This is a genomic window from Pedobacter sp. AC464 (genome assembly GCF_979253075.1).
The window spans coordinates 2,273,147-2,285,570 of record NZ_CEEDBV010000001.1 but is presented as its reverse complement, the minus strand read 5'-3'; the positions used below and the strand labels follow the sequence as shown (position 1 = coordinate 2,285,570).

Sequence of the window (12,424 nt, the reverse complement as noted above, 5' to 3'; positions counted from 1 at the left end):
TCCCTAAAAATTGAGTAAAAGCAAAAGAAATGCAATTATCATCACCGTTGCGCTTTTTAGCGCAATGGTTTTTTATATAATTGATAAAAAAAACCTTAAAACACGCCAACCAGAAGCAAATCTAAATACAGCAGATGAACAGCGTGGTGAACTGCTGGCAAGAAAATATTGCACCTCCTGCCATCAGTTTCCCGACCCTGGCTTACTGCCGAAAGGCAGCTGGCGAAATGCAGTACTTCCGGCAATGGGCATGTTTTTAGGTGTCGGAATCCCAAGCGTTTCGCTCAAGGCAGAGGGGAAGAATCTCATTCCCTCTAAGCCGCTATTATCCGTTAATGATTGGCACGCTATCAACGGGTATTATATTGATTCCGCTCCTGAAAGATTAGCTGCGCAGGGAAGAAAAAAAATTACATTTGGTCTTCCATCTTTTCAAGTACTCTTGCCAAAGCAAGATATTTTCTATAATAAGCTTGCTTTAGCGACTTATGTGAAAATTAGTCCCGAACCAAATAATTGTTTACTCATCCAGGACGGCATATCAAACCAGCTATACCAAATCAACGCCCGGTTAGATACCTTAAAATCTTCAAAAATGCCCGGTACCTTAGTGGATATCGATTTAGCTGCCAAGCCTAAGCTTGCCACTTTCATCGGTGAGAATTATATGGCTAGCCAAAGCTTTAAAGGGCGCATATACGCCTTCAGCCCTGCTGCACCATATCAGCTTTTGAGCAGAGAACCAATATTTTCGTCACTTTCAAGGCCAGTTAAGACGCTAAAGACGGACTTAAATGGCGACGGTTTAGGGGATATTTTAATAGGTGAGTTTGGAAGACTCACTGGCCAGCTGTCCTGGGCGGAAGCGAGTAAGAAAGGCATTTATAAAAAGCACACGTTGAGGCCGATGCCTGGCATAATAGATTTTGTTGTAACAGATGTGAATGGTGATGGTAAAGCGGACATTTATGCTTTATTTGCGCAAGGCGATGAAGGAATTTTTCTGTTTAGAAATCTTGGAAACGGCAAATTCAATACTGAAAAAGTATTGAGCTTCCCCCCAGTTTACGGATCAAGCAGTTTTGAACTTGTTGATTTTAACCGGGATGGCTTTAAAGACCTTTTGTATACCTGCGGGGATAATGCAGACCTTTCTCCCGTAGTAAAACCCTACCATGGCATATATATTTTTTTCGGTGACAGAAAAGGACAGTTCAAGAAAATGTTTTTTTACCCCATGAACGGCTGTTATAAGGCTATTGCCCGAGATTTCGATTTAGACGGGGACTTGGATATAGCTTCCATTAGTGCATTTCCGGCGGCAGCGAGCCCCTGGGAGGCGTTTGTTTATCTCCAAAATCGGGGCAATTTAACCTTTAAAGGCTTTACTTTAGCTAAGAACGTGCCTTTTCAAAAAGGATTAACGATGGATAGTGGAGATTTTAATGGTGACGGTAAAATAGACCTTTTACTTGGAAACAAATACTACAGCTCGGATAAATCCGGCGAAAGTCAGCCCTTATTTATGCTGCTAAAAAATACTTCATCCGTAAATAAAAAAACCAAATGAAAACCAACCGCCGCAGTTTCTTAAAAACAGCCAGTTCATCTCGAAGCCTCACCATGGTGAAGATTTGTGCGCCTGCGCTAGCGAATGCTTTCATGCAGCCGCTGTAGAGAATTGTAGCTGAACATAGTCGCCTTACCACGCAGGATTAAGTCCAGGATTTTCCTGGAAAACATTTTACACTAAACAATTTTAATACAGCTATGAAAAACATATTTACTTTACTTATTTGCATTGGCCTGCATTTACTTGCCAGCGGCCAGAAAAAAGTATTGGTCTTTTCAAAAACGGCGCGTTACCACCACGAATCGATTGATGCAGGTATAAAGGCGATAAAAAAACTTGGCAGGGAAAACCATTTTTGTGTAGACCAGACTACAGACTCCTGCGCATTGAACGAGAAAAATCTAAAGCAATACGCTGCAATAATCTTTTTAAGCCCATCTGGAAATATTATCGACAGCGCAGGAAAAGCAGCAATGCAGAAGTTTATGCATTCGGGCAAAGGATTCGTCGGTATTCACGCGGCTTCAACAATAGAAAAAAACTGGAGTTGGTATGGAAAGCTTGTCGGCGGGGTATTCACCGGTCACCCCCAGCCTCAAACTGCAACCCTTCGTGTGGAGGATAGAAACCATCCCGCTAGTAAATTTTTTCCACCATCCTTCTCCAGAAGAGATGAGTGGTATAACTTTAGGGACTTGCAAAAAGAGATTCAGGTAGTGCTCACCGTAGATGAAAAAAGCTATCAGGGAGGCGAAAATGGCGCCTATCATCCTATCGCCTGGTACCATGAGTTTGAAGGCGGAAGAAGTTTTTACACCGCGCTAGGCCATTTCCCGGAACACTATGATGACCCTTTATTTTTAAAACACCTGCTCGCCGGTATACAGTATGCCATGCAGGATTAATCTAGTCAATTCGAAAAAACTTCAACGATGAACTACTCACTACAAATAAAATCTTTTACGCTTGTATTAACTCTACTACTTTTTTTTGCTGAGGATTTCCAGGTGCCAAAGCCAAAACCAGCCTTATTGATTTTTTCCAAAACGTCTGGCTGGCATCACAGCTCGATTCCATCAGCAATTGCAGCAATAACAAAGATAGCAGAACAAAAAGGCTACAGCGTAGATACCACAACGAACGCAGCTTATTTTAACGAGCAAAAGCTCTCTGCTTACAACGCTGTAATTTTTAACTCGACAACTGGTAACGTTCTGAACGCGGAACAGCAAACGGCCTTCGAGCGTTACATTCAGGCCGGTGGTGGCTATGTAGGCATTCACTCCGCGGCAGATACCGAATATGATTGGAGCTGGTATGGACAATTGATCGGCGCTTACTTTGATTCCCATCCGCATAATCCAAACGTGCGGGAGGCTTCTATTCAGGTCAGCGATAAACACCATCCTGCAAGCAGCAGTTTGCCGGAAAGCTGGACAAGGAGCGATGAGTGGTATAACTATAAATCTTTCTATCCCGGCATAAAAGTGCTGGCCAGTCTGGATGAGGATAGTTACGATGGCGGTACAAACGGCACCGGACACCCTATCATCTGGTATCATGAATATGATGGGGGACGCGCGTTTTACACTGGCCTGGGGCATACCCAAGAAAGTTACTCAGAACCTTTATTCCTAAATCAGCTTGCTGGCGGCATTGAGTATGCGCTTGGAAATGGGGCTGAGCTAGACTATACGAAAGCCTATGCCAAACCAATACCGGAACAAAACCGCTTTACCAAGACTATCCTTTCTACCAACCTAAATTCCCCGATGGAGCTCGCTGTTAGTGCCGATGGTCGGATATTCTACACTGAACTTTTCGGCAACTTATATGTCTATGATAGCAAAACATATAAAAACACCCTGATTGAAAAATTAGCAACTACCAATGTAGGGGGCACCGGGCTCATTGGCATAACGCTCGATCCAGAGTTTGACAAAAACAACTTTCTTTATCTTTATTATGCGCCAGCAGGCCAGATCCAGGAACCTTTTTATTTCAATCTATCCAGGTTTAGCATGTCAAAAACCAATGTCTTAGACTTATCGAGTGAAAAAATACTACTGCGTGTTCCGGTTCAGAAAAACAGCGGCTCCCACCATGGCGGCTCGCTCGCATTCGATACTCAGGGAAATTTGTACCTTTCAACGGGTGATAGCAGCAGCCCTTTTTCTTCTGAAGGTTACGCTCCGCTAGATGAGCGGCCGGGTGAAGTTTATTTTAGCGGAGATGCTCAACGCAGCGCTGGGAATACCAATGATCTGAAGGGAAAAATTCTTCGCATCCATCCCCAGGCTGATGGAACCTACAGCATTCCGGAAGGAAATTTATTCAAGCCAGGGACACCAAAAACAAAGCCGGAAATTTACGTCATGGGCGCCAGAAACCCTTACCGGATTGCTCTGAATCCAAGATCCTCGACCCTTTATTGGGGCGACATTGGTCCAGATGCCGGGGAAGCAAGCAACAGGGGGCCAATGGGCTTTGATGAGGTGAATCAGGCGAAGTCTGCAGGCAATTACGGATGGCCCTATTTTGCTGGCGATAATCAGTCTTATACGCATTGGGACTTTGCAAAAAAAACAGCGCGGGAAAAATTTGATCCCGAGAAACCAGTTAACCATTCCCCAAATAATACCGGATTAAGCCAACTGCCGCCGGCCAGGCCTGCGATGATTTGGTACCCATATCTTGCTTCCAAGGAATTCCCAGAACTTGGGCTTGGAGGCAGATGCATCATCGGCGGGACTTTCTATAGCTATCCGCAAAAGGGCTCGTTAAACCGCTTTCCCAAGTATTATGACGGCAAATTTTTTATTGCCGACTGGATGCGTAACTGGATATTTGCATTGAGTTTTGATGAAAAAGAAAACTATGTGCGAAATGAGGCTTTCATGGCCGCTAACGGAAATTTCAAAAGGCCCATTGATATGGCTTTTTCCATCGATGGTATACTTTATATGCTGGAATATGGTTCGGTATACGGAGCCGCGAACGCGGATGCTTCGCTGGTGAAAATAGAATATAACACAGGAAACCGAGCGCCTGTTGCCAAAGCAGAAATAGTAAATGAAAAAGAACATCAGGGGTTGGATGAAACGGTATTTTTAACTTCCGAGCGAAAAAATTTCCCAGCAGATCGAAGCATTGCGGGTAAAGCGCCACTACTGGTAAACTTCCGCGGGCAAAAAAGCTATGATTTAGATGACGATGAGCAGCTCAGCTACCAGTGGCAATTTGAGGGCCAAATTGTCGCGTCTAAAAAAATTAACCCGGTATATATATTTAAAAAGTCAGGTACTTTTAAGGTCATTCTAACGGTGCGTGACAAAAGCGGTGCCAGCGCTAAAGACACTTTAATTGTAAAGGTCGGTAATGCTCCGCCGGTGGTCTCTATTGCCAGCGCTGACAACAAATCATTCTTTTGGCCCGATAAACCCTTTACTTATTCTATCCAGGCGAGTGATAAGGAAGATTTAAAAATTGCACCTAACCGGTTGAAGGCCTTTTATACCTACCTTTCCGCAGGTCAAAAAAATCAATCCGAGCAGCCCAGGTATTCAGGTAAAGCGCTACTGGCAGCCAGCGATTGTAAATCCTGCCATCTGGCAAATGCTAAGGCCATTGGGCCGAGTTATTTTGATATCGCTGCCCGTTACAGTTCCCAAAACGGCTCGATAGAAAAACTTACGGAAAAAATTATCAAAGGGGGTGGCGGAAGCTGGGGGCAAACAAGCGTGATGAGCGCCCACCCGCAACTTTCCTCCAGCGATGCAAAAGAAATCGTAACCTATATCTTCTCCATGCCGCAGGAGAAAACGGCCCACCCCGTTGCACTTGCCCAAACCGGATCACTTAAGTTAAGTTCAATTAAAGAAGAGCCTGAAGGGGGATACCTGTTTCAGGTAAGCTATACCGATGGCGGAAGAAAGCCTATTGGCCCACTTTCCAGCACCGAAGAATTTTTCTTAAGAAGCCCGGTTATTCAGCCTGCGCTCGCTGATGCGCATGTGGGTTTTGAGCGCTTCCGTAATAGCCTCTCGGAAGGAGATAACAAGGGCTATATTTTGTTAAAACAGACCGACCTTAATGGCATCAAAAAATTCACTTTTAATTATGCCTCCACCTTGGATGGGGAAATCGAGGTCAGGCGGGATTCGCGTGCAGGGCCGTTAATTGCAAAAATCCGCTACCACTCAACCGGCTCGTTTGACAAATATGCTGATATCGAGAGTCAAATCAATTCGACAGTCAACGGCAGACATGACTTGTACTTTATCATCAGGCGCAAACAAAGTCCATATAAAGGGATTATAAAACTTGGCACCATAACTTTTGGAAGATGATCCTTTTTTTGTATCATTAATGTGAGGAGAATTTGAGTACAGTGTTTTGTTAAAATACTATTAACGCTTTATCTATTCAGGCTTGTAGATTTGAATCTAACACTAATGCTAACCAAATCCAATATCCGGGGTGTTCCGGATTAGAACCTATGAAAAAACATATCTCTTTTTGTTTTGGCCTTGTTATTTTAATGAGTTTTTCTGTTCAGGCGCAAAATCGTATTATAAAGGCAACTCCAACAAGTCCGGTCGTGAAAACTTATGAAAAAGCAGAATGGACTATTGAATTGCAGGCAGATTTCGATAATCCATATTTACAGGAGGAGCTGGCCCTTGACATGCAGCTTACTTCTCCCACTGGTAAAAAAATTAACCTGCCATGTTACTATGAATCTGGTCAATCCGGAAAACGATCGCTTTGGAAGGCACGCTTCAGCGCCCAGGAGAATGGAAGCTACCGTTATAATTTCGCTTTAAGGAAAAACGGCAAGGCAGTATCCTTGAGCAAACCCGCCTTATTGAAGGTAACATCCTCTAAGCTTAAAGGCATTCTGCATAAGGGCAATGACTGGACATTCCGGTTCGATAATGGCGATGCTTTCAGGGGGATAGGAGAAAATATTTGTTGGGAATCAAGAGATGACGATGATTCAAAATACTTTAAAACCCTTCATGAGGACCCCAAGTATAACTATGAGTACATGCTACCCTCGCTGGCTAAACACGGCGGCAATTACTTTCGTACCTGGATTTGTTCATGGAATTTGCCCCTGGACTGGAAAAGTGGCATAAATAACAGGCGATACAGCAATTCCTCGGCATATTTTAACCCAAGCGCGATACAGAAAATGGACAGAATGGTTAATTTATCTGATTCACTGGGCCTGTATATTATGCTCACTTTAGGTCCAGGATCTCACGATGCTAAAAACGGACGTTATGGGGTTTCCGCTGCGGGCTTTTTTACAGATGCGAAAGCTAAAGCGGAATACCGCAACCGCCTGAGGTTTATTATTGCCCGCTGGGGCTATAGCAGCGCAATAGGGGCCTGGGAGTTTTTCAACGAAATTGACAATGTTCAGTTCAGGGATAAAAACAATCCAATCCCAGCTGAACATATTGTACAATGGCACCAGGAAATGGCGGATTACCTCAAACAAACGGATCCCTTTAAACACCTGGTGACCACCAGCATTTCTCACCGCGATTTAAAAGGACTAAATTCCATAGACGCCATAGATTTTAACCAAAAACACATCTACAAGAACAACCGTGCCCTACCTACCACCATTAGAAGCTATACTAAAACCTATGGTAAACCGTACGTGATTGGTGAATATGGCTATGAATATGACTGGTCTAAAAACTTCGATGATTTCGCTGATGGCATGGATTCAGATTTTAAGCGTGGATTGTGGTATGGCCTTTTTTCGCCAACCCCCGTTTTGCCGCTTTCCTGGTGGTGGGAGTATTTTGATAACCGTGGCACCGATAAATATATTGCTAACGTTCGCCGCATTCAGGAGGAAATGATGAAATCCGGCAAAGGAAGTTTTGATAGCCTGAGGGTGAAGAGCACCAACACGGGTATTGAAGTGTTTAGCGTAAAATGCGGCGCTGATATCTTTGTTTACCTGTATAATCCGAAACCTGAAATCCAGAAAACCAATATTAGTTTGCCTGTTACCAAATCAAATTATAGGCTTATAAAATATAACTGCGAAACCCTGCGTTTTGATTCAGATCTCCAAATTTCATCTAGTGGCAATAACCTGGACATCAATAATTTGGAGCTTGCCCCCAACACAGATTTTGTTTACATTTTAAAGAAGCCTTAAACATGAAAAATAGCAGATACTGTTTAATTTTAGTGATGCTGATTGCCTTTAGCAATTTCGCTTTCGCGCAAATTCCCGCTCAGCATAAAAAGAATAAAGCTGTAGAAACAAATAAAGGACCTACCCGGTTTAAATCACTGAATTACCTTTACTCGGTATCGGGAAAATACACCATTTCGGGCATCCATAACCGCGAGCCAAATGCAGCGCCCAAAAAATGGACGCAGGAAGTATTCAACACGACTGGAAAATACCCTGGACTTTGGAGCGGGGATTTTCTATTCCAGTCTGAAAATATTGAAAACAGACAAACGATGATAAATGAAGCTGCTGAGCAGTGGAAAAAAGGAAGCATTGTCAATATCATGTGGCATGCCTGTAATCCTGCGCTGGAGCAGCCCTGCGCTTGGGATAAGCAAGGGGTGTTGAGTAAATTGAGTGATCAGCAATGGGAGGAGCTTTTGACCGATGGAACCCTGATAAATGCCCGGTGGAAGTCAATGATGGATGAAATCGCCTTATATCTAAGCCAACTCAAAGAGAAAAATGTGGAAGTGCTATTCCGACCTTTGCATGAAATGAATCAGGGCATTTTCTGGTGGGGCGGCAGGCCTGGTCCAGCGGGCACGAGAAAACTCTACCAGCTGACCCATGACTACTTAAGCAAAATCAAAAAGCTGGATAACCTGATTTGGGTATGGGACATACAGGATTTTAAAACCTTGGAAAAAGATGCAGTAGATTATAATCCTGGCGAAGCGTACTGGGATGTTGCTGCGCTGGATATTTATGATGATAAAACAGGCTTCAGTCAACAGAAGTACGATATCATGGTAAAAGCCGGCGGCAAAAAACCCATCGCCATTGGCGAGTGTCAGCTATTTCCTACCGCCCAGATGATGGCCAGGCAACCAAAATGGACCTTTTTTATGGGATGGTCAGAATTAGTGTTCTCTCATAACACGCCTGTTCAATTAAACTCTTTAATGAAAGCTAAAAACATCATCACGTTGGATGAGATGAATGGCTGGTAAAATACATACGATGAAAAAAATTCTGTTCCTTCTTTTAAGCCTAATTTCTTATTCAGTCCTGGCGCAAAAACCAGTTAATACCTACAGCGTTCAGGGATGGTGGGGGCCTGCATCTCCGCCATATTCTCCGGTAGTGGCAAATGACAAAAGCATCGTTTTCAGGTTTAAAGCGAAATCTGCAAAATCAGTCAAATTGCTTTTTGGTGAATGGGACATTAAGCCCATGGGGATGCAAAAAGACACTGCAGGAAATTGGGAAATTAAAATTGCTCCGCAAAAACCGGGGATTTATTCCTATCTGTTTTCTGTAGATGGAAATCAGGTCCTTGATCCTAAAAACCCGGTTGTAAAGTCCGGAACTGAGCTCTACGGGAGTATTGTGGAAGTACCTGGTGATAGGGCAAGGTTTGATGAGCTTCAAAACGTTCCACATGGTATGTTGCAATCCATTAAATATGAGTCTTCGGCTTTAAGTAAAACCAGGGGAATGTGTATTTTTCTGCCTGAAGAGTACCTGAATAATCCAAAGCAAACTTTTCCTGTTTTATATTTGCGACACGGTGGAGGAGACAATGAAACCAGCTGGACCCAGAGCGCTGGGAAAGCGGATGTAATTCTAGAAAACCTTATTGCCGAAAGTAAAGCAAAACCTATGCTAATCGTAATGACCAATGGACTCACTGACGGCAGCTGGGCAGGAGGGAGTAGCAAAAAAGGGGTTGAGCAGTTGGAACAGGAGCTATTAAAGGACGTCATTCCATACATAGAAAAAAATTATCGTGTCAGGGCGGATAAAAAATCCAGAGCCATCGCCGGACTTTCCATGGGTGGCGGACAGGCATACTTGATTGGGTTGAAAAACCCGGATAAATTCAGCTACATTGGCGAATTTAGTGCCGGTTTATTGAGTGATGCAAAATTTGATATCAATGAGCGGGTGCCTGGTGCCTTTGCTAATCCTGGTCAGCTAAACAAAGAAATTAGCCTGCTTTACATCGCCTGCGGTAAAGAGGATCCAAGGTACCAGGGACATCTCGCGCTCGATTATGATCTAAAAACAAAGGGAATCAACCATGAATTTCACGATAGCTCAGGTGGACATGAGTGGAGATTCTGGCGCGAGCAGCTCCATAATTTTATGCAAAAAATCTTTTAGTTTAGATAAATACGCGCTTGCCTACGTAGTTTTCACGGAACTCTTTTGGCGTGCAGCCTTTTTTGTTTTTAAAAGTCCGGTTAAAGTTCGCCATGTTATTAAAACCGCAGATAAAGGCAATTTCAGCAACAGACTGGGTTGTGTCAATAAGCATTCTGCTGACATGCCCCAGTCTGATTTCATTCAGCGAATCAATAAAATTATAGCCCGTACGTTTTTTAATAAACCGGCTGAAAGACGCTTCTGGCATGTTGGCGATCTTGGCTACCTCTGACAGGGTGATAAGCCTGTTGAAGTTATTATTCATATACTCGAATACCTTTTCAATCCTTCTGCTGTTGTAGTTATAATCTTCCTTAGTGAAGCTGGAATCCGAAAGCAGTTTGGTATCCCTGGATATTGAGAGATCATGCAATATCGACAGTAGTTCTAGTATGGAGTCAAAGCCACTTTTCTTACTCAAAGCCAAAAGGCGTGGGGAAATGCGATCAATGGTTTCCCTGGAAAAAAGAACACCGCGCTTACTTTGTTCAAACATATTGCGGATGAAAGCAAGCTGATTGCGTTTTAAAAACTTTTCATCGAAAAAGTCCTTGTGGAACTGAATGGTGACCTCCCTAATGTCCTCACTCACGCAATTATGAGTAAACCAACCATGTGATAAATTCGACCCTACCAGCACCAGTTCCTGCTGCTCTATTTCAGCTATATGATCACCCACGATTCGTTTAGCCCCGGCCGCGTTCAGCACTAAGTTGAGCTCCATATCCTCGTGGTTATGCAGTGGAAAATCAAATTCCTGTTTGGTTCTGGAAAATATGGTAAAACAGTCGTTTGGCGTCAAAGGGGTGATTTCCCTGATTACATTTTTAGACATCTTTTATTTGGTTATAGATGGCAAGATAGTTAAAAAAACACTACATGGTTATAGTTTGGTCGAATGTTGCCAAACCCTTAAAAATTCAGTTGAAAGCCTGAATATGCGCTCTGAGCATGCTCGGGTGAACTTTGTCTTCCATGTTATGACGCCGGCTTTACTAAAATAGATAAAATAATATTAAAATTTGCTGGAATAGTATTAGTGCCATAACCATAATGTATTAGTATCAGCTTATGTTAAAAAAATATTAGTTTTAACGGTTCAGTCGAGTTAGTTTTAGCCAATTAATTTACAGACTATGCCTGCTACCTCCCTTCCAAGTGCTTGCGAAATTGAAATTGAATTGCAAGCCATACTCCGTTACTGGAAACAGCGAAGCATAGACCATGAATTTGGTGGATTTGTCGGACAGATTGATCAAATGGAACAGGTCATCTCTGGCGCCGATAAAGGTTCGGTTTTAAATGCCCGGATACTCTGGAGCTTTTCTGCGGCCTATCTAAAGACCCGGTCCAGGGAGGACCTGGCGACTGCTGAGCGAAGTTACCTGTACATAAAAAGCCACTTCATTGATTATACTTTTGGCGGGGTATACTGGACGGTTGACTTCAAGGGCAACGCAAAAGATGATAAAAAACAAATTTATGCCATTGCTTTTACCATCTATGGATTGGCCGCCTATTTTAAGGCGAGCGATGATGAAAACGCCTTAGTTCTTGCTAAATCCTTATACGCTGATATCGAAAAGCATAGTTATGATAATAGTGAACAGGGGTATTTTGAAGCGTTCGCAAAAGACTGGACGCCGCTAGATGATTTGCGCCTAAGTGATAAGGATGCAAATGAGAAAAAAACAATGAATACCCATCTGCATATTCTGGAGGCCTATAGTTTGCTGTATACCTTGTGGCCTGATGAAGGTCTTAAAAATCAGATCATACAGCTGTTGGAGGTTTTTCGCAGGCATATCTTAAAAGCTAACGGTCATTTAGGGCTGTTTTTTAATGAACACTGGGAAACCAGATCCGAGGCCATTTCCTATGGACACGATACTGAAGCCTCCTGGTTATTGCTTGAAGCCGCTGAAGCGATAAAGGAGGTTGAGCTGATTGCGGCCTTTAAGAAGCTCGCTCTTGAAATCAGTACAGCAGCAATAGAGGGTATTGACACAGATGGGATGGTATATGAATTCAATCCGGCAAACGGACACCTGATTGCAGAAAAACACTGGTGGGTACAGGCCGAAGCGATGGTCGGGTTATATAACGCGTTCCAAATTTCTAAAGATGAAAGATTTCTTCAACATTTTAATAAAATCTGGACCTATACCACTACTCAAATCATCGACAAAATCAATGGCGAATGGTTTTGGGGCAGAAAAGTAGATGGCAGTCTGATGGCTGGAGAAGACAAAGCTGGATTATGGAAATGCCCATACCATAATAGCAGGGCGTGTTTAGAGCTGCTTAATAGATTTCAAAAGGTAGCTTAAATTTGATGAGGACGGGTGAGAAAAATAATAACAGCATCAGGCTAATTGTTAAATTCACATTTGCGGGAGAATAGTTTAGTTAGGCCATTAACCTTATGGTAT

At 43.1% G+C, this 12,424-nt stretch carries 8 protein-coding genes; 7 read left to right on the top strand and 1 reads right to left on the bottom strand.

The genetic code is table 11. The features are described 5' to 3' along the window. Positions 1 to 10 precede the first annotated feature (10 nt). From AC0IWT_RS09980 to AC0IWT_RS09955, 6 genes are all read left to right on the top strand, one after another. On the top strand, positions 11 to 1,570 hold the full coding sequence (locus tag AC0IWT_RS09980; protein ID WP_471797068.1) for an FG-GAP repeat domain-containing protein: 1,560 nt from the start codon (positions 11 to 13) through the stop codon (positions 1,568 to 1,570). Between the two features lie 200 nt (positions 1,571 to 1,770). Beyond that, complete coding sequence (locus AC0IWT_RS09975) at positions 1,771 to 2,478, top strand: ThuA domain-containing protein (RefSeq protein ID WP_471797067.1); 708 nt, start codon at positions 1,771 to 1,773, stop codon at positions 2,476 to 2,478. Between the two features lie 27 nt (positions 2,479 to 2,505). Further along, positions 2,506 to 5,922: a ThuA domain-containing protein gene (locus tag AC0IWT_RS09970; RefSeq protein WP_471797066.1), complete on the top strand. Its 3,417-nt coding sequence runs from the start codon at positions 2,506 to 2,508 to the stop codon at positions 5,920 to 5,922. 149 nt (positions 5,923 to 6,071) lie between these two features. Beyond that, positions 6,072 to 7,760, top strand: a complete 1,689-nt coding sequence (locus AC0IWT_RS09965) for a DUF5060 domain-containing protein (RefSeq protein WP_471797065.1) — start codon at positions 6,072 to 6,074, stop codon at positions 7,758 to 7,760. A 2-nt stretch (positions 7,761 to 7,762) separates the two neighbouring features. After that, complete coding sequence (locus AC0IWT_RS09960) at positions 7,763 to 8,794, top strand: glycoside hydrolase family 26 protein (RefSeq protein WP_471797064.1); 1,032 nt, start codon at positions 7,763 to 7,765, stop codon at positions 8,792 to 8,794. A gap of 10 nt (positions 8,795 to 8,804) precedes the next feature. Continuing rightward, positions 8,805 to 9,950 carry an esterase gene (locus tag AC0IWT_RS09955; protein ID WP_471797063.1) on the top strand — a complete coding sequence of 382 codons (1,146 nt, stop codon included), beginning with the start codon at positions 8,805 to 8,807 and terminating at the stop codon, positions 9,948 to 9,950. Position 9,951: 1 nt separating this feature from the next. Here AC0IWT_RS09955 and AC0IWT_RS09950 read toward each other — a convergent pair whose 3' ends face one another. Then, on the bottom strand, positions 9,952 to 10,827 hold the full coding sequence (locus AC0IWT_RS09950; RefSeq protein ID WP_471797062.1) for an AraC family transcriptional regulator: 876 nt from the start codon (positions 10,825 to 10,827) through the stop codon (positions 9,952 to 9,954). Between the two features lie 301 nt (positions 10,828 to 11,128). Between AC0IWT_RS09950 and AC0IWT_RS09945 the strand changes: the two genes are divergently transcribed. After that, a complete protein-coding gene (locus AC0IWT_RS09945; RefSeq protein WP_471797061.1) occupies positions 11,129 to 12,322 on the top strand; it encodes an AGE family epimerase/isomerase in 1,194 nt (397 codons plus the stop codon). Positions 12,323 to 12,424: the final 102 nt, after the last annotated feature.